We start from the raw sequence: 16,518 nt of genomic DNA, 5'->3' as shown, positions 1-16,518 counted from the left end.
GGCCATGCTCGGGGTCCCGAGGACCAGGTGAAAGCACCAAGGTGGGCAATTGCCGGACAATACCGGGACAGCGACTGGTGCTGGGAGGGCTCCCACCAGGCCGTTGACGTCGGGCCTTTCAGCAGGTTGGCTGGCCCGGGAACACACTGGGGGAGATGCGGTGACGGGTGGCGAGGTGCCGTTGGTGGTGTGCGTGTCCACCGACCCGGCGGTACGCGAGCGGTTGGTGTCCCGGGTCGACGACCTCGGCGCCGTACTGGTCGTCAACAACCTCACCGAGCTGCGGACCATGCTGCTGTCGACGGCGGTGGCCGATGAATTGGCGGTGGCCGACGGGCCGACCCACCTCGGTGACCTGCTGCTCGATCCGCTCTCCACCGAGGTCACCTGGCGCGGCGAGGCGCTGGCGCTCACCCCGTTGGAGCGGGCGACGCTGCTGCGGCTGGCCAGCCCACCGCTGCGGCTGTGGACGTATCGGCAGTTGTTCGAGGCGGTCTGGAGCGGCGCCTATCTGGACGACCGGGCCGCGCTGCACGCCACCGTGAAGCGACTGCGGCGCAAGCTCGCCGCGCTGCCGAACGGGCCACGGGTACGCACCGTCCGAGGGGCCGGCTACCACCTGGTGTCCGGCTGAACGGCGTCCTGCGTCTCAGCCTGGCATCGGTACGTGACGCCCGCCCGTCGGTAGTGTGCAGAGCGGCTCTCCGGAGGCGATGTCGTCGAGCGCGTCGTGGAGTTCGGCGATGCGGCGCTCCGCTTCGGTGACGAGCGCCCGGGTGAGCTGCTGCCAGTCGGCCTCGGTGGGTTTGGCCGGCAGGGCGGCGAACAGCGCGACGATCTCCTGCACGCTGAGCCCGACCCGTTGCGCCACCCGGCAGATCCGCACCACACAGGGGGCGAACTCGTCGTACCGGCGCTGGTTGCCGCTGGTACGGACCGAGGTGAGCAGTCCCTGGCGTTCGTAGAACCGGATGGCCGAGGTGGCGACTCCGCTGGCTGCCGCGACCTCACCCACGCTCAGGGTCGCCGGGGCGGCGGTGGCGTTGGACATGGATACATCGTCGCTTGACTTGAACTATTGTTCAAGTTCTACCGTCAGCGGCATGGAAACGGACAACGTCGCCGGCCCGACCGGACCACTGCGGGTCGGCGTGATCGCCGGCAGCACCCGCCCGAACCGGCGGTCACCGGCCATCGCCCAGTGGGTGGCGTCGGACCGCAGCCAGCCGGAGCTCCGCCTGGAAGTGGTCGACCTGGCCACCGTCGACCTGCCGATGCTGGGCGAGCCGCTCGCGGCCGTATTCGGCAGCTACGAGCACGACACCACGCGCCGCTGGGCCGCCGCGATCGCCAGCTACCACGCGTACGTCATGGTCGTCCCCGAGTACAACGCCTCCTTCCCTGGCGTACTGAAAAACGCCCTCGACCACCTGTACGCCGAGTGGAACGACAAGCCGGTGGCCTTCGTCGGCTACGGGATCTCCGGCGGCGGCCGCGCCGTGGCGCAGCTGCGCCAGGTGGCCGAGGAGCTGCGGATGCGCCCAGTGGGAACGTCGCTGCACCTCTCACCGCACCAGGTCGTCGACGGGCGGTACGCGGCCAGGGCTGGAGACGTCGAGACCCGCGCCCGCATGCTGGCCGAGCTGGCCGGGGCGCTCGACGTCACCCGCGCGCCCGCCGCCGACGGGAGCGTCCGATGAGCGCCGACGCTCCGGCGGCGGTCCTCGACTGGCTGTCCACCCACGCCCGACCGATGCGACCGTACGGCGACACCCCGTGGCGGGACGTCGTGACCGACCTCGCCGACGCCCTTCTGCCGAGCCGGGCAGACCACGATGTGCATGCCGCGCCGACGGTCATCGGATTCGCGCCGACGACCCGGGAAAGCGCCGAGGTCAGCGAGCTGCAGGCCGACCTGCTCCAGGCGTTGGTGACCCGAGGCGTGCGTACCGTCGTCATCCAGGACACCACCGAGATCGGTGCACGGCTCGACCGGTGGGCCAGGACCGGGGAGACGTCAGATACCGGTCCCGAGGCGATCCTGGCCGACGCATGGGGGCCGTGGCGCACCGAGTCGCTGCGCCACGCGCTGCTCTGGTTGCGCGCCCACAACGCCAACCACCCGGCCGATCCCGTGGAGATTCGTGGGATCGTCCGCCCCACTGCGGTGCCCGCCGACTACGACCGGGTCCTCGCCCTGACAGCGGGCACCCGCGACCACGAGCGGATATCGGTGCTCCTGGCGACGATCCGGGTCGCCGCGCACATCTCGGGACGGGCTACCGCTGCCTGCTGACCACCTTCGGGTCCGGCCGCATCCGGGACCTGCGCCTGCCGGCACCCCGCCCCGGCAGCCTGGACCAGACGCTCGACCATGTCGCGGCCAGGCTGGGCGCGGGGTACGCGGTCGACCTGACCGCCGCCCCGAAACCCGACGCGGTCGGGCAGTGGCTGGCCGGCCGGCACGCCGTACGAGTCATCTCGGGCATGTACCACCCCGATGAGGACGAACGGCACTACTTCGCGCTCGACGACCTCGGCGGATCCGTGGAAGTCCTGCTGCACTTGCCGACCGTCAGCCCGGTCAGGTACATCGAGCATCCAGAGCCGGACGTACATGCCGGGTGACACGCCGGCAGCCATCGCCGGACTCCTCCGTACGGTGAAGCAGCACCGACGTGAGCGATAATGGCGGCATGGCACAAGCGCGGGTGCTGTACGAGGATGGCCGGCCGTACACCGTGCCGGACTCGCTGGAGGAGCTGGCCGGACCAACCGGGGGTGTGGTCGAGCTGCCGTTGCGCCTGGACTGGTCTGAGCAGGGCCGTTACGACCTGTCCGACGATCGCCAGCGCAACCTTATGTACGAGCGGGTGATCCGGGAGTCGATGCGGGTCGAGGATCTCCGCGCCTTCGTCCATGGTCCGACCCTGGCCAGGGTGTGGCGCCAGCTGTGGCTGCCAACCAAGGTCCGGACGCTGTGGGAGTCTCGTTTCCCGAATCTCCCCAGGGCAGCATGAGCCGTGATGGACCCGTTTCACCAGCGACTGGCTCGGGTCGCGTTGAAGGCTGCAGCCGAGTACGGGTTCTGCCTGGCCGGTGGGTACGCGGTGCAGGCGCACGGCTTCGTGGACCGGGTCTCCAAGGACGTGGACCTGTTCACCACCATGGCGGCAGTGTCTGACTTCCCGGCAGCTCAGGCCGCCGTGGTGGCGGCGCTCCGTGCCGATGTTCTGGACGTCGCCGTGGAGCGGGAGGGAGCCTCATTCGCCCGACTGGCGGTGGCGGACCCGGCCACGGGCAGCGCCAGCACGGTAGAACTTGGTGTCGACTGGCGGGCGTACCCGCCGGTCCAGCTCGCGATCGGCCCGGTCCTGCATCCCGCAGACGCGGTGGCGAACAAGCTGTGTGCTCTGTTCGGTCGGGCGGAGGTCCGTGACTACATCGACGTACACGGGGTCATTCAAGATGGCCGCTTCACCACCGGCGAGCTACTGCAGCTGGCGGCCGATCACGATCCTGGGTTCGACCCGTCGATCTTCGCGGGGGCGCTGCGCGCGGTACGGCGATTTCCTGACTCCGCCTACGAACCGTACAAGCTCACCGCCGACCAGGTCGACGCGCTGCACGCGCGGCTGCTCACTTGGGCCGATGAGGTGGAAGGTGCCGGTCAGTAGCGGCGGACAGAACTCGGCGACGGTCCTCCGGCCACTTGGGGGAGGACCAGTGTGTGTTCTCCTGCTCCCGGGCGCGGCTGAGCGTGTCGGCAATGCGGCGCGGATCTCCCGGTCTTATCCGTGTTTGATCAAGCCAGACCAGATTGCATCTACATTTCCTCAACATCTGGACGGCCGACGAAGCCATTAACGGCTGATTTGTCCGCACGTCAGCAGGTGGCACTTCGACCTCTGTACGGCTTTCAATCCGGCGCGGTTCTCGTGTGCTTGGGGACCGTGTCCGAAATGTCGGGCGGTCTGACCTGGGCAAACGGGGGGTCTGGGGGACAACCTCCTGTTGATCATGATCTTGGTGGCAGCTTAGATGATCTTCGTATGGCGAATCTTCGCAGCTCGGGGGCGGTTTGGGATCTTTCCGCCAACCTCCCCCGGATCCCGGGCGTGTCGGAGGTTGCCGCAATCGACATTTCACCACAACTCCGGCACCTAATCTTGCGTACATCTATGTGCTGTCTGTCCTCAACGGATGCTGTTGGGCTCGGCGTAGCGATCTCTCCTCCGTCCGGCATCTACCGACAGGTCGATGTGGAAATCCTCGCTTACGCGGTTGGCTCCGGCAAGGGGAACAGTGGTTTGTTGTGCGCCTGCTGCGGTAAGCCGAGCGGGATTTGACCGTGGCCACCTCCACTACCTCGGTGGCGGTCTGGCAAGTGTCGCGGGAGGGCGGTGAGGTCAGGCTTCGTTCGGTCCGGGCAGGAGGTATCTGGCCTTGTGTCGGTGCGCGGCTTTGATCATCTCGGTCACTTCGATGGGTTCGCCGTCGGTGGTGTAGACGGTGCGGAACTGGCGTAGCACGGGCATGTCGTCGGGCATTTGCAGGGCGATGAACTCGTCGATGGTGGGCATGGTGGCTTCGACGTCGTCAACGGCTGGTCCGGCGTGCTTGCCGAGTCCGGCGAGCACGCGCAGCGATCCGCCGCTGATCAGCCGGTGTTCGGCGAGCGGGGTGCCGCGTGCGAGGTCGGTCCGGTAGTAGTTGGTGACCAGCTCGGCCGGGGCGTCGTCGAGCAGGAGCAGAAGCCGCCGGCGGATGACGCGGGTGTCGGGTTCGAGGTCGTACGCCGCGGCGACCGCGACCGGCGGTCTCACCTCGTCGACAGACAGCAGGCGGCTGGTCTTGCGGCGGCCGTGACTGGTGATCTCACTGATCCACGGGTACGGAGTGGCTCTGTTGGCCTGGCCCGGGTAGTGGTTCGCTTCGACGGCGATCGGCTGGTTGGCAGTGACGAACACGCCGACGCCGGATTCGCCACGGACGAATCCTTGCTTCTTGAGGATGGCGAGTGCGCGTTGGGTGGTGAGGTTGGAGACGCCGTACCGCTCGCAGAGCTGGGCCGTGGAGGGCACCTTGTCGCCGGGCTTGAACTCGCCGGTGAGGATCTGTCGGCGGAGATCGGCCGCGATCTGGCGCTGGCGGTCGCGTACGTCATTGGCAGCGGCGGGGTCGGGTTCGTTGGTCATGCGGGTGGGACCTGCATCTGGTAGGTGTGGCCGGTGGAGCGGCTGGTCACGGTGCGCATGACGGCGTACTCGACGGGTTGGCCGGTGGCGGCGCGGCTGATGCGGGTGAGGACCAGGACCGGTTCGTCGACGGCGATGTCGAGGAGTTCCTGTTCCTGATCGGTCGGCCGTCGGGCGGTGACGTGCTCGCTGACCTGATGCGGTGCGAGGTTGAGGTCGGCGAGGACCCGTACCGCGCCGCCTTTGATCTTGCGGTTGTCGGCGAGTGGGGTGCCGGCGACGATGGGCTCCGGGTAGAAGGAGTCGGCGAGTTCGACGGGCCGATCGTCTTCCAGGATGAGGCGGCGGCGGACGACGGCTCGTTCGCCGGCGGCGAGTCCGAGTGCGCGTCTGACCTGTGTGTCCGCGTCGACGGTCTCGACGCCGAGTAGCTGTTGCGTGCCGACGCGTCCCCGGCCGGCGGCCTCGGCGGACCACGCGTCGTGCTGCTGCGCGACGAGGTACGGGTCTGAGCTGCTGGTCCAGCCTTGGTCTGTCATGGTTGCCTCCGGTTGCTGCCTCCGATCATGGTGCCGGATGCGTGGCGGCTTGGCTCACTGACCGTACTCGGGTGGGGAACCTTGTTGGCCAACGCCACTTGCAGCCTTATTACAATCATTATAAGCTCTGCTTACTTGAGGTTCCTGCGCTGGTCAGTCGGCCAAGGATCCCGGCCCCCACGGATCACGGATGTTGAATCGAGGGCACTGGTGACCCCAGTGCTCTTGCTCGCTGTGCCTGAATTCGGCCCTGTACCTGCCGCAGACCTCTTAACAGTCCTCCCTGCGAAGGAGAAGCTCTTGACCAGGAACCAAGGTCCCCGCAGTAGGTATGGCGGGTCGCCGTACGTCGTTCGCAATGAAGGTCCGACGCCGAACCGGCCGCCGTTGCCGCGACGGACGCCGGGGCAGACGGACATCGGGAGTGATCCGCGTTTCCGGCTGCTGGCCGCGCGCGGGGTGGCGTCTGCGCCGGACGCCGAACGGCCGGCTGTCGACGCCGAGCGGGCGGTGCTGGACGAGGTGGCGGCGGCGATGCGGAACCGGCCGGACGCTGACGTGTTGGACCGGGCGCGGGAGACGGTCGCCGTGCACATGCCGAGCCGGTTGGCCGAGTGCCGGGCGTGCGACGGGCCGGCGCTGTGTCCCCCGTTCACCGGCGCGTTGGCGGTGTTGGACCGGTGGGATCAGGTCAAGGCGCGTCGGGTGCGGGCGGTGTTGCAGTACGCCGGGTTGTGGCCGGACGGGTACGTCCACGACGGGCGGGACGACTGATGGCCGACGGTGATCTCCTGCGGGTCGGTGACACGCTGCATCTCGGCAAGGCCGACTGGGTGTTCGGCGACCGGTCGATGACGGTCCGGGTTTCCGACATCCGGAACGGCCTGGACGACGTCGATTCCCCGGTGGTGGGCATCCTCGCCACGATCACGTTGGCCGGGCGGGACGGGCGGATGGCCGCGATCGGCGTCTACAAGTCAGCGCTGGCCCGCCCCGGGGTGCTGCAGCGGCACCGGCCACCCAACGGCGTCGATCCCTTGCCAGCCGCACACCCATAACCCGCCCGCCGTCTGCGCGAGCCGGGGTCGGGCCGGTGGCGGCAACCACGAGCCCGACCCCATTCCAGACCCAGTGGAAAGTGGATCACGATGGACGTTTGTGCCCTGACCAGTGCCGTGTTGCTTGGCTACCTCGCCGGGCTGTTCTCGTTCAAGGTGAAGAGCCGCTGGTGCCCCCGCTGCGGCGAACTGACTACCGCCAAGCCGCCGTCCTAAAGCGTCGGGCAGTGAGGTTGGGCACCTCGGCCCGCCCAGGAAGACCGGACCCTGGTCGACCCCCGACGGTCGGGACCAGGCAGGCCACCACCAACGCGAGCAGCACCCGGACGTTGTCGGTCAGGTCTGCGGTGGGCAGCCCGTCGCCCATCGACATCACCGGAAGGATCATGGTGGCAGCCACCAGACCGGTCCAGGCCGGTGCGCGGCCTCGGCGCTCGCCCACCACCAGTAGGGCGGCTAGCACGAGCCAGGTCTGATGGTGGGTCCAGGACACCGGCGAGAACGCCAGGCCGGCGGCGCCGACAATCACCACGCCGGCCAACCGGTCCCCGTCCCGGTAGGCGACCGCGCCGCGTACCAGGGCGATCGCGACCACCGCGAGCCCGGCGGTGAACAGTGCGAGGGTACGAGCGTCGTCGGGTGCTCCCAGCCGTAGTAGGGCACCGTTGATCGACTAGTTGCCGGCGGTGACGATGTTGCCGACCCGGTCGACGTCCCACATCTCGGTGAGCCAGAACCGTGCCGACTCGCCCGGCAGGATCAGCCAGGCCAGACCGGTACCGGCGAGGAAGGTCCCAGCTGCGGTGACCGCCGCTCGTCGCTCGCCAGCGAGCCACAGGTAGGGGATAAAGATCAGCGGGGTGAGTTTGACGGCGGCGGCCAGACCTGTGGCGACACCCGCCAGCCGGCGCGGGGCACGCCCCAGGCAGTCGACCAGCACCAACAGGGTCAGGATCACGCTGACCTGGCCGAACCGGAGGTTGCTGGAGACCGGAGCCGACGCGAACAGCAGCAGGGCGATCGCCGCCGGTGCCACCTGCCGGGGCAGGAGCCAGTGGATCCCATCGGAGCGGGCCACGATCACGGCGAGCAGCGCCACCAGCGCAACGGTGGCCGCCGTCCAGATTACCCGCAGCACGTCGATGTCGATCAGCGTCAGCGGTACGAACAGCAGGCCGGACAGGGGCGGATAGGTGAACGGCGCCTCGGTGCCGGCAGCGGCGTAGTCGTAGAGACTGGTGCCCTGCCGCAGACCGGTGGTCGCCTCCACGTACACGTCGAGGTCGGCGAGGCGGTCGTGCCGGGCGCGGGTGAGCGCCGCCGCCGACTGGGCGACGGCGACGACGGCTGCGGCGAACCAGACGGCGACCGCGACCCGGACCGGGTGAACGAAGCCACTGCCCCGCAGCTGGTGTGGCGTGTCCTTCAGCCGGTGCGACATAGCAGACCGGACATCGTGCATGCCTCGCCCCGTAGCCATCATGCTGAGTCAGTACAGTGGACTCTACTGGACGGCCTTGTCTTTCCCGTGTCGCGCCCCTCCTGGTCGGTGTAGCCGCTGCCCATCTGGCCTCGATCCTGTCGCCGGTTGCGAAGATCAGTTGATGAAAATACGGGCGACACGCCGGCACAAACCCGGTTTTCATCAACTGATCTTGGGGTATTTGCGGGCAAACGACCGACGCTCGGTCGTCGCGCCCAGAGGCCGGCGAATGCGCTGAGGACGACCAGTACGCTGGCGAGTCCGGTGACGGCCTGCGCCCAGCGCAGCGCCGGGGAGATCGCGTACCGGGCGCCCCAGATGGCGACCACCACAAGGGCGGTGCTGGTGAGGAGCAAGCTCCAGCCCAGGGGTGGTGTCGGACCGGTGTCCGAGCTCAGGTCGTGGAAGCGGCCGGCTGCGACGGTCACCGCCATCACCAGCACCGCGGTGTTGAAGGTGGCGTCCGCCGCGTCCATCCGATTGGTGAGGCTGTCGAAGACCGTGACCAGCCCGATCGCCATGGCAGCGATCGGTGTGACGATCCGCGCCTGGCCGGCCAGCCAGGGCACCACCACTCCGATGCCGCAACACAACCCGAACGTGTCGCCATCGCGGCCGCGCCGATCGGCTGGCGTGCGTAACCCCGACGGATGAGATAGGGCATGCTGAGGAACGACGACAGGGTCACCGCGCCGAGTGTCCACTGCAGCACCCACAGGACGACGTTCATCGCGGTGTACGCGTAGGGGCCGCGCGGCCGGAGCCGGCCGGGGGAGCGTCGTCGGTCCGCTGTGGCGGGATAGCGTCCAGGAGTTGGCGTTCGGCGTCGTCGAGGTAGCCGGTCAGGACCCGATGGGCCTCGGTCAACTCGCCCGTGACGAGCAGCTGGTGAATCTGCCGGTTGTACCGGATGTAGGGCTGGTGGAACGCCTGCGCGGCCGGGACCACCAGAAACACCAGACGTAGCTCAGCCAGCAGGCGACGCGCGGTCCGGCTGAGACGGCTGCTGCCGGCCAGGTCGGCGACGGCCTGGTGGAACCGCATGTTCGCCGTACCCACCTGCGTCCAGTCGCTGGCGTCGGCGGCGACCTCGGCAGCCTCGACCGCCTCGCCGAGGCGGTCCAGCGCGCTCGGTGGCGCGTCGGCGGCGGCGAGAATCGCGGCGCCCTCGATGATCCGGCGGAACGCGTAGATGTCTCGCACGTCGGCGGCGGTCAGCTCCCGGATGAAGACGCCGCGGTTGAACTCGTGCGTGAGCAGGCCCTCGTGCGACAGCAGCCGGAACGCTTCCCGCAAGGTGTTGCGGGACACGCCGAGCGCCTCGCGGAGGGCGTTCTCGCTCAGCCGGACGCCGGGTGGGAAGACGCCCTCGTTGATCCGTTCACGAAGGACGTCCGCCACCCGTTCGCCGTAGCCGCTGCCGGACCGACCCGGTCACTGCCGACCGGGTGGCGGAAGCGGGATCGACCGGCGGTTCGGAAGTCCGGATGATCTTCGCCTTCGATCCGTTTCGAGAGGCGGTGTTTCTCGTCGCGGGCGATAAGTCTGGCCGGTGGCAGGCCTGGTACGACACGGCGATCCCGCTGGCCGATGCGAGGTTCGACGAGCACCTGAGGCTACTCAAGGAGGACGAGTGAGTCCGACGAACTGGCGAGACGTCAAAGCCAAGGCGCGGGCGGCCGACCCTGAGTGGGACAGCCCTGACCGCGTTGCCCAACGCGCCGCGATGCGTCAGCAGATGCTGGCTTCCGTGAGCGGTGCCCAGCTCGCCGAGATTCGAAAGCAGCTGGGCCTCACCCAGGTGCAGCTGGCCGAGGCTGCGGGCCTGTCGCAAGCGCGCATCAGCCAGATCGAGAACGGTGAGGCCACGAGCCTCGAGTCACTGAGAGCCTACGTCACGGGCCTTGGCGGGCACCTCGACATAGTTGCGCGAATCGGGAACGTCCGCTTGGACGTCGCGTAGTCCAGAAACCCGGTGGCGCCACCACCCTGTCTCGACGGGGGATGCCTACGGGATCGACGGCCGGGCCGATGGCAGTTGCCACCGGCCCGGTCACCGCATCAATGTGCGCCTGCGTACTCGTCGACTCCCAGAGAGCAGGTGCTCAGGCGCCGCCGGGGTTGAGGGTCACGGTCAGCGGGGTGAAGTCGGCACCGGTGACGTCGACGCCGTCCGCCTCCGCCGCTTCGAGCGCCTCGGTGATGTAGTCGTTGGTGTAGGCCAACCCCTCCGGCTCGGCGGTCAGCACCGTCTGGCCGTCCTGGTTCTTCGTGGCCAGCGACAACTCGACCGTACGCGCCCAGTCCGCCTCGTCGATCAGCCCGATCCCGCCGGTCGACGGCCAGATCAGCTTGTTGACCTCGTTGACCTGCCACAGCTGATGGCTGGCGCCCAGCGTCGACCCGGCCGCGACGGACAGGTCCCGGCACTCCTCCGGGTTGTCCCGGCAGAACGCCCAGCCCTTGATGGTGCCGGTGAGGAACTTGACCGTCTGCTCCTGGTACGTCGGGTCGTCGAGCTTGCTGGTGTCGGCCCAGATGGCGTCCTGCAGCATCGCGGTCCCGACATCATTCCAGTCGAGCACCGAGAAGTCCTCCGGCGTGTACAGCTCACCGGTGTCCGGGTTCTCCGCCTCCAGCAGCTGCGCGTACTCGTTGTAGCTCATCGCCTGGGCGGCGTCGATGTCGCCGCGCAGCAGCGCCTGCATGTCGAACTGCTGCTGCACCAGGGTCACGTCGGCACCCGGGTCCAGCCCGGCCTGGGTCATCGCGGCGAACAACTCGAACTCGTTGCCGAAGCCCCAGTTGCCGACCTTCTTGCCGCGCAGGTCCGCCGGCCCGGTGATGCCGGAGTCGGCGAACGCCACCTGGTAGGTGCCGGAGCGGGCGAAGATCTGCCCGACATCGGTGATCTGCGCGCCCTGTTCCCGCGACGCGAGCGCCTTCGGCACCCAGGCGATCGCGTAGTCGGCCTGCCCCTGGGCGAGCACCGTCTGCGGGACGATGTCCACCCCACCTTCGAGCAGCTCGACGTCAAGGCCCTCCTCCTCGTAGAAGCCCTTTTCGACGGCGGCGATGTAGCCGGCGAACTGGGCCTGGAAGAACCACTGCAACTGGACCTTCACCGTGGTGGTGCCGTCGGTGGCACCGCCACCAGCCTCCGGCTCCTCGTCCGCCGTACCGCAGGCGCTGATCAGCAGCGCGGCACCCGTCAGCGCCGCCGCGGCGGCCATCCGTCTTCTCATCTGGCGTCGTTCCTCCTGGTCGCGATGATGGAGCGGGGGACTGCGGCGCGCGGACGGGAGCGCCAGGGGAAGCGGAGGTCACGGGGTCTGGCCGGTGCGCCACGGCATCGCGAGGCGTTCCAGAGCCAGGGTCGCCAGGTAGAAGACCAGGCCGAGCAGGCAGGCGCCGACCACGAACGCCCAGGCCCGGGGGTACGCGGTGAGCGACGCCGCCGAGGTGATCCGCGCCCCCAGCCCGTCCTGCAGCCCACCGAAGTACTCGGCGACCACGGCCGCGATCACCGCCAGCGACGACGCCTGGCGCAGCCCGGTGAAGACGAACGGTAGCGCACCGGGCAGCCGCACCAGCCGGGCGAAGGTCCAGCCGCCAGCGGCGTAGCTGGCCATCAGCTCGCGGTGGATCGGCTGCACCTGGCGCAGCCCGCGCAGCGTGTTGACGAAGACCGGGAAGAACGCGACCAGGCCGACGACGATCCGCCGGGGCACGCTGCTGGCCGCGTCGAACATGTTGTTCAGCACCGGGGCGAGCGCGATGATCGGCAGCGCGTTGACCAGCGCCGCCAGCGGCACCGACACCTCACTGAGCAGCCGCAGCCGGCTCACCGCCAACGCCACTGCCACCCCGAGCGTCGCCCCGGCGAGCAGGCCGATCAGCGCGTTGGTGCCGCTGGCCAGCCCGGCGGTCAGCACCACCGTGCGGCTGGCCCAGAACTGTTCGGCGATCGCCGACGGCGACGGCAGCACGTACGGGGCGACCCGGCCCAGCCGTACCGTCGCTTCCCACAGCGCCAGCCCGACGAGCCCGACGGCGACCGGCGGCCCGGCCGCCCGCAACGACCTCACTGCGCCGCCGATTCGGCAGCCGCCGGTGCCGAGGCCGGCGCGGCTCCGGTAGCCGGCGCGTCGGTGCCGCGCAACGCCCGGCGGACCTCGGTGACGGCGGCGAAGAACTCCGCCGACTGCCGGGTCTGCTCGGTGCGCTCGCCGAGGGCGACGTCGACGATGGCGGTGATCCGACCCGGCCGGGCCGACATCACCACCACCCGGTCGGACAGGTACACCGCCTCGGAGATCGAATGGGTGACAAAGACGGTGCTGGTCGCGGTGCGGGCGCAGATGCCGAGCAGTTCGTCCTGCAGGCGTTCGCGGGTCATCTCGTCGAGGGCACCGAACGGTTCGTCCATCAACAGCAACGGCGGGTGTACGGCGAGCGCCCGCGCGATCGCCACCCGCTGCTGCATGCCACCGGAGAGCTGAGCCGGGTAGTGGCCGGCGAAGTCGGCGAGCCCGACCAACTGCAGCATCTCGTCGACCCGTTCCCTGCGCTGCGTCCGCCGCACCCCGCGCAGCTCCAGCGGCAGTTCGACGTTGCGCCGTACCGTCCGCCAGTCGAACAGCCCGGCCTGCTGGAAGGCGATGCCGTACTCCTGGTCGAGTCTGGCCTGCCGGGCGGCCTTGCCGTTGACGGTGACCGTGCCGGCGGTCGGGGTGATCAGGTCGGCGATCAGCCGCAGCAGGGTGCTCTTGCCGCAGCCGGACGGCCCGATCAGCGACACGAACTCGCCCCGCCCGACGGTCAGCTCCACCCCGGTCAGCGCGGTGACCGTGTCGGCCCGGCCGGCGTTGAAGACCTTGTCGACCCCGGTGATCTCGACGGCGAATTCATTGCTCATCCGGTCACCGCCACTCGCCGCTGGTGGCGGGTCAGCCCCAGCTCCAGCAGGGTCACCGTGGCGGCGACGACCAGGCCGAGCGCGGCGGCACCGAGGATCGCCGCGTACACCTTCGCCGGGGCGCTGGTCGCCTGCCGCGAATATTCCAGGATCAGCCGGCCGATGCCGCCCCGGGTGCCGGTGGAGATCTCCCCGACGACGGCGCCGACCACGGCCGCCGCCCCGGCCAGCCGTAGCGCCGGGAACAGGTACGGCAGCGCGGCCGGGGCCCGCAGTTTCCATAAGGTGCGCCACCAGCCGGCCGCGTAGCTGCGCATCAGCTCGACCCCGGCGGCCGGTGGTGACTGCAGGCCGCGCAGCATGCCGACGGCGACCGGGAAGAACGCCAGGTACGCGGCGATCACCGCGACCGACATCCACGGCTGCCACGGGTAGGCGCCGATCGACAGCCGCCCGCCCCAGCCGGCGATCACCGGGGCGAGGGCGACCAACGGCACGGTCTGCGACAGCACCACGTACGGCAGCAGTCCCCGTTCGGCGATCCGCAGCCGCTGCATCGCCACCGCCAGGATCAGCCCGACCAGGGTGCCGGCGGCGAACCCGACGCCGGTCACCCCGAGGGTGAACAGGCAGGCGTCGACGACGACCCGCCACACCGGCTGGCCGGCGGCGACGTCGACGTCGCCGAGGCCGGCGACCACGTCGGCCAGGTGCGGCATGGCGGCGTCGTCGGCGCGCGGCAGCAGCGGTACGCCGAACAGGTCCGTACCGTCGGGGTCGCCGACCAGTTTGTAGCCCTCCCAGACTGCGGCGGCCAGGGCGAGCGCGCCCAGCGCGGCCCCGGCGACGCCGGCCCGCCGCGCCCAGCTGCTGGTCGGGCCGCTGGTCAAGACGCGACCACCCGGCGGTACGCGGGGATGATCTGCTCGCCGTACGCGGTCAGGGTTTCCTGCTTGGCGTCGTGTTGCAGGTAGACGGCGAACTGGTCGACGCCGAGCTCCCGCAGCTCGGCGAGCCGCCGCAGGTGCTCCTCGGCCGGGCCGAGCAGGCAGAACCGGTCGACGATCTCGTCCGGTACGAAGTCGGTGTGGGTGTTGCCGGCCCGGCCGTGTTCGGCGTAGTCGTAGCCCTGCCGGCCGGCGATGTAGTCGGTGAGCACCTTCGGCACCGCGCTGCCGTCGCCGCCGTAGCGGGCGACGATGTCGGCGATGTGGTTGCCGACCATGCCGCCGAACCAGCGGGTCTGGTCCCGCTGGTGGGCCAGGTCGTCGCCGACGTAGGCGGGGGCGGCGACGCAGAAGGTGACCGCGTCCGGGTCGCGGCCGGCGCGTTCGGCGGCGGCCCGGACCGCGCCGATCATCCATGCGGCGATGTCCGGGTCGGCGAGCTGCAGGATGTAGCCGTCGCCGACCTCGCCGGCCAGGGCGAGCGCCTTCGGCCCGTACGCGGCGACCCAGACCTCCAGCGCCCCGTCACTGACCCACGGCAAGGTGATGTCCCGGTCGCGGTAGCGTACGGTCCGCCCGGCGGCCAGGTCACGGATGACGGTGACGCATTCGCGCAGCTCGGCGAGGGTGGTGGGGCGGGCACCGAGGACCCGGACCGCCGAGTCGCCCCGGCCGATGCCGCAGACCGTGCGGTTGCCGTACATCTCGTTGAGGGTGGCGAACGTCGACGCGGTGACGGTCCAGTCCCTGGTGCTGGGGTTGGTCACCATCGGCCCGACTGTCACCGATGTGGTGGCGGCGAGGATCTGGCTGTAGATGACGAACGGCTCCTGCCACAGTACGTGCGAGTCGAACGTCCACACATGGCTGAAGCCGGCCTGCTCGGCCTGCTGGGCCAGCGACACCAGCTCGCGGCCGGGCGGGTCACACTGGAACACGACGCCGAAGTCCATCTGGCGTACCCCCTTCAGAGCAGGTAGTCCGACAGGCCGCGGCGCAGGTAGCGGCCGTGGCCGGCGCGTCCGTGGTAGGTGCCGTCGCCGCTGACCAGGACGGTGCCCCGCGACAGCACGGTGTCGACCTTGCCGGTGATCTCGAAACCCTCGTACGACGAGTGGTCCATGTTCATGTGGTGGGTGGCGGCCGAGATCGTGGTCCGGCCGGCCGGGTCGTAGACGAGGATGTCGGCGTCGGATCCGGGGGCGATGACGCCCTTGCGCGGGTAGAGACCGAACATCCGGGCCGGGGTGGTGGCGATCGTCTCCACCCAGCGGGCCAGGGACAGCTTGCCGTCGACGACGCCCTGGTAGATCAGGTCGACCCGGTGTTCGACGCCGCCGATCCCGTTAGGGATCTTGGAGAAGTCGCCGAGGCCGAGTTCCTTCTGGTCCTTGAAGCAGAACGGGCAGTGGTCGGTGGAGACCACCGCCAGGTCGTTGGTGCGCAGGCCGCGCCACAGGTCGGCGCGGTGCGGTTCGTGTTTGCTGCGCAGCGGGGTGGAGCAGACCCACTTGGCGCCTTCGAAGCCGGGCGCGCCGAGCTGGTCCTCCAGGGTCAGGTAGAGGTACTGCGGGCAGGTTTCGGCGAACACGTTGCGGCCGGCGTCGCGGGCGGACGCGACGGCGGCGAGGGCTTCGCTGGCGGACAGGTGCACGATGTAGAGCGGGCAGTCGGCGGCGACCCCGGCCAGCGCGATGGCCCGGCTGGTCGCCTCGGCCTCCAGCGCGGACGGGCGGGTCAGCCCGTGGTGGACCGGGTCGGTTTCGCCCCGGGCCAGGGCCTGCCCGATCAGCACGTCGATCGCGATGCCGTTCTCGGCGTGCATCATGATCATGGCGCCGTTGTCGCGGGCCTTCTGCATCGCCCGCAGGATCTGCCCGTCGTCGCTGTAGAACACACCTGGGTACGCCATGAACAGCTTGAAGCTGGTGATCCCCTCGGTGGCGACCAGGGAGTCCATCGCCTTGAGTGACTCGTCGTCCACCCCGCCGATGATCATGTGGAAGCCGTAGTCGACGTGGCAGTTGCCCTGCGCCTTGGCGTGCCAGGCGGTCAGTCCGTCGCCGACCACCTCACCGGCGCGCTGCACCGCGAAGTCGATGATCGTGGTGGTGCCGCCGAAGGCGGCGGCCTTCGTGCCGGTGTCGAAGGTGTCGCTGGCGAACGTGCCGCCGAACGGCAGTTCCATGTGGGTGTGCACGTCGACGCCGCCGGGGATGACGTACTTGCCGGCCGCGTCGAGGACCTCGACCCCGTCGGTCGGTCCGGTGCCGGGGGCGAAGATCGCGGCGATCGTCTCGCCGTCGACGAGCACGTCGGCGGCGTACGGTCCGGTCGGTCCGACGACGGTGCCGCCGGTGATCAGCAGACTCATG

The 16,518-nt window shown here is 69.7% G+C and carries 23 protein-coding genes; 10 read left to right on the top strand and 13 right to left on the bottom strand.

The genetic code is table 11. The annotated features are described in order from the left end of the window. The first annotated feature begins 160 nt into the window (after window positions 1–160). Window positions 161–634, top strand: a complete 474-nt coding sequence (locus O7543_RS09495) for a winged helix-turn-helix domain-containing protein (RefSeq protein WP_281554157.1) — start codon at window positions 161–163, stop codon at window positions 632–634. Window positions 635–649: 15 nt separating this feature from the next. Here O7543_RS09495 and O7543_RS09490 read toward each other — a convergent pair whose 3' ends face one another. Next, on the bottom strand, window positions 650–1,051 hold the full coding sequence (locus O7543_RS09490; RefSeq protein WP_281554158.1) for a MerR family DNA-binding transcriptional regulator: 402 nt from the start codon (window positions 1,049–1,051) through the stop codon (window positions 650–652). 52 nt (window positions 1,052–1,103) lie between these two features. Here O7543_RS09490 and O7543_RS09485 point away from each other — a divergent pair, with 52 nt between their 5' ends. The 5 genes from O7543_RS09485 to O7543_RS09465 all read left to right on the top strand — a co-directional run bounded on the left by O7543_RS09485 (window position 1,104) and on the right by O7543_RS09465 (window position 3,677). Then, window positions 1,104–1,700, top strand: coding sequence for an NAD(P)H-dependent oxidoreductase (locus O7543_RS09485; protein ID WP_281554159.1), 597 nt, complete (start codon window positions 1,104–1,106; stop codon window positions 1,698–1,700). Beyond that, complete coding sequence (locus O7543_RS09480; RefSeq protein WP_281554160.1) at window positions 1,697–2,296, top strand: erythromycin esterase family protein; 600 nt, start codon at window positions 1,697–1,699, stop codon at window positions 2,294–2,296. Before O7543_RS09485 ends, O7543_RS09480 begins: the two co-directional genes overlap by 4 nt. A gap of 191 nt (window positions 2,297–2,487) precedes the next feature. Beyond that, on the top strand, window positions 2,488–2,628 hold the full coding sequence (locus O7543_RS09475; RefSeq protein WP_281554161.1) for a hypothetical protein: 141 nt from the start codon (window positions 2,488–2,490) through the stop codon (window positions 2,626–2,628). Window positions 2,629–2,696: 68 nt separating this feature from the next. Beyond that, window positions 2,697–3,020 (top strand): hypothetical protein, encoded by a 324-nt coding sequence (locus O7543_RS09470; protein WP_281554162.1) that lies wholly within the window; start codon window positions 2,697–2,699, stop codon window positions 3,018–3,020. A gap of 6 nt (window positions 3,021–3,026) precedes the next feature. Beyond that, window positions 3,027–3,677 carry a nucleotidyl transferase AbiEii/AbiGii toxin family protein gene (locus O7543_RS09465; protein ID WP_281554163.1) on the top strand — a complete coding sequence of 217 codons (651 nt, stop codon included), beginning with the start codon at window positions 3,027–3,029 and terminating at the stop codon, window positions 3,675–3,677. A 732-nt stretch (window positions 3,678–4,409) separates the two neighbouring features. On the opposite strand, the gene O7543_RS09460 is transcribed toward O7543_RS09465, so the two are convergent. Both O7543_RS09460 and O7543_RS09455 read right to left on the bottom strand, forming a co-directional pair. Beyond that, window positions 4,410–5,198: a GntR family transcriptional regulator gene (locus O7543_RS09460; protein WP_281554164.1), complete on the bottom strand. Its 789-nt coding sequence runs from the start codon at window positions 5,196–5,198 to the stop codon at window positions 4,410–4,412. Next, the gene (locus O7543_RS09455) at window positions 5,195–5,737 is read right to left on the bottom strand and encodes a UTRA domain-containing protein (protein ID WP_281554165.1); all 543 of its coding nucleotides are present in this window, start codon (window positions 5,735–5,737) and stop codon (window positions 5,195–5,197) included. Before O7543_RS09455 ends, O7543_RS09460 begins: the two co-directional genes overlap by 4 nt. 387 nt (window positions 5,738–6,124) lie before the next feature. On the opposite strand from O7543_RS09455, the gene O7543_RS09450 reads away from it, so the two are divergent. Together O7543_RS09450 and O7543_RS09445 are read left to right on the top strand one after the other, a co-directional pair. Then, window positions 6,125–6,511: a hypothetical protein gene (locus tag O7543_RS09450; RefSeq protein ID WP_281554166.1), complete on the top strand. Its 387-nt coding sequence runs from the start codon at window positions 6,125–6,127 to the stop codon at window positions 6,509–6,511. Then, the gene (locus tag O7543_RS09445; protein WP_281554167.1) at window positions 6,511–6,795 is read left to right on the top strand and encodes a hypothetical protein; all 285 of its coding nucleotides are present in this window, start codon (window positions 6,511–6,513) and stop codon (window positions 6,793–6,795) included. Before O7543_RS09450 ends, O7543_RS09445 begins: the two co-directional genes overlap by 1 nt. A gap of 193 nt (window positions 6,796–6,988) precedes the next feature. Here the strand turns inward: O7543_RS09445 and O7543_RS09440 are convergent, their stop codons facing one another. The 4 genes from O7543_RS09440 to O7543_RS09425 all read right to left on the bottom strand — a co-directional run bounded on the left by O7543_RS09440 (window position 6,989) and on the right by O7543_RS09425 (window position 9,679). Continuing rightward, a complete protein-coding gene (locus O7543_RS09440) occupies window positions 6,989–7,390 on the bottom strand; it encodes a hypothetical protein (protein ID WP_281554168.1) in 402 nt (133 codons plus the stop codon). Between the two features lie 78 nt (window positions 7,391–7,468). After that, window positions 7,469–8,236, bottom strand: a complete 768-nt coding sequence (locus O7543_RS09435; protein WP_281554169.1) for a glycosyltransferase family 87 protein — start codon at window positions 8,234–8,236, stop codon at window positions 7,469–7,471. A 38-nt stretch (window positions 8,237–8,274) separates the two neighbouring features. Continuing rightward, the gene (locus O7543_RS09430; RefSeq protein WP_281554170.1) at window positions 8,275–8,847 is read right to left on the bottom strand and encodes a hypothetical protein; all 573 of its coding nucleotides are present in this window, start codon (window positions 8,845–8,847) and stop codon (window positions 8,275–8,277) included. Between the two features lie 157 nt (window positions 8,848–9,004). After that, window positions 9,005–9,679 (bottom strand): GntR family transcriptional regulator, encoded by a 675-nt coding sequence (locus O7543_RS09425; RefSeq protein WP_281554171.1) that lies wholly within the window; start codon window positions 9,677–9,679, stop codon window positions 9,005–9,007. A 47-nt stretch (window positions 9,680–9,726) separates the two neighbouring features. Here O7543_RS09425 and O7543_RS09420 point away from each other — a divergent pair, with 47 nt between their 5' ends. Both O7543_RS09420 and O7543_RS09415 read left to right on the top strand, forming a co-directional pair. Continuing rightward, entirely contained in the window at window positions 9,727–9,915 is a 189-nt protein-coding gene (locus O7543_RS09420; protein ID WP_281554172.1) for a type II toxin-antitoxin system RelE/ParE family toxin, read from the top strand. Continuing rightward, complete coding sequence (locus tag O7543_RS09415; protein WP_281554173.1) at window positions 9,912–10,241, top strand: helix-turn-helix transcriptional regulator; 330 nt, start codon at window positions 9,912–9,914, stop codon at window positions 10,239–10,241. The genes O7543_RS09420 and O7543_RS09415 overlap by 4 nt, the downstream gene beginning before the upstream one ends. Window positions 10,242–10,383: 142 nt before the next feature. Here the strand turns inward: O7543_RS09415 and O7543_RS09410 are convergent, their stop codons facing one another. From O7543_RS09410 to hydA, 6 genes are all read right to left on the bottom strand, one after another. Continuing rightward, entirely contained in the window at window positions 10,384–11,523 is a 1,140-nt protein-coding gene (locus O7543_RS09410; RefSeq protein ID WP_281554174.1) for an ABC transporter substrate-binding protein, read from the bottom strand. Window positions 11,524–11,601: 78 nt separating this feature from the next. Then, window positions 11,602–12,366 (bottom strand): ABC transporter permease, encoded by a 765-nt coding sequence (locus O7543_RS09405; RefSeq protein ID WP_281554175.1) that lies wholly within the window; start codon window positions 12,364–12,366, stop codon window positions 11,602–11,604. Continuing rightward, window positions 12,363–13,196: an ABC transporter ATP-binding protein gene (locus O7543_RS09400; RefSeq protein ID WP_281554176.1), complete on the bottom strand. Its 834-nt coding sequence runs from the start codon at window positions 13,194–13,196 to the stop codon at window positions 12,363–12,365. Before O7543_RS09400 ends, O7543_RS09405 begins: the two co-directional genes overlap by 4 nt. Further along, window positions 13,193–14,086 (bottom strand): ABC transporter permease subunit, encoded by an 894-nt coding sequence (locus O7543_RS09395; RefSeq protein ID WP_281554177.1) that lies wholly within the window; start codon window positions 14,084–14,086, stop codon window positions 13,193–13,195. The genes O7543_RS09400 and O7543_RS09395 overlap by 4 nt, the downstream gene beginning before the upstream one ends. After that, window positions 14,083–15,096, bottom strand: coding sequence for a TIGR03842 family LLM class F420-dependent oxidoreductase (locus tag O7543_RS09390; protein WP_281554178.1), 1,014 nt, complete (start codon window positions 15,094–15,096; stop codon window positions 14,083–14,085). Before O7543_RS09390 ends, O7543_RS09395 begins: the two co-directional genes overlap by 4 nt. Before the next feature lie 14 nt (window positions 15,097–15,110). Beyond that, window positions 15,111–16,517 carry a dihydropyrimidinase gene (gene hydA, locus O7543_RS09385; protein WP_281554179.1) on the bottom strand — a complete coding sequence of 469 codons (1,407 nt, stop codon included), beginning with the start codon at window positions 16,515–16,517 and terminating at the stop codon, window positions 15,111–15,113. Window position 16,518 lies beyond the last annotated feature (1 nt).

The organism is Solwaraspora sp. WMMA2080 (assembly GCF_027497395.1).
In the GTDB taxonomy this organism is placed as follows: Bacteria; Actinomycetota; Actinomycetes; order Mycobacteriales; family Micromonosporaceae; genus Micromonospora_E.
Note: the sequence above shows the minus strand (reverse complement) of the source record. Positions and strands in the feature narration are given on the sequence as shown.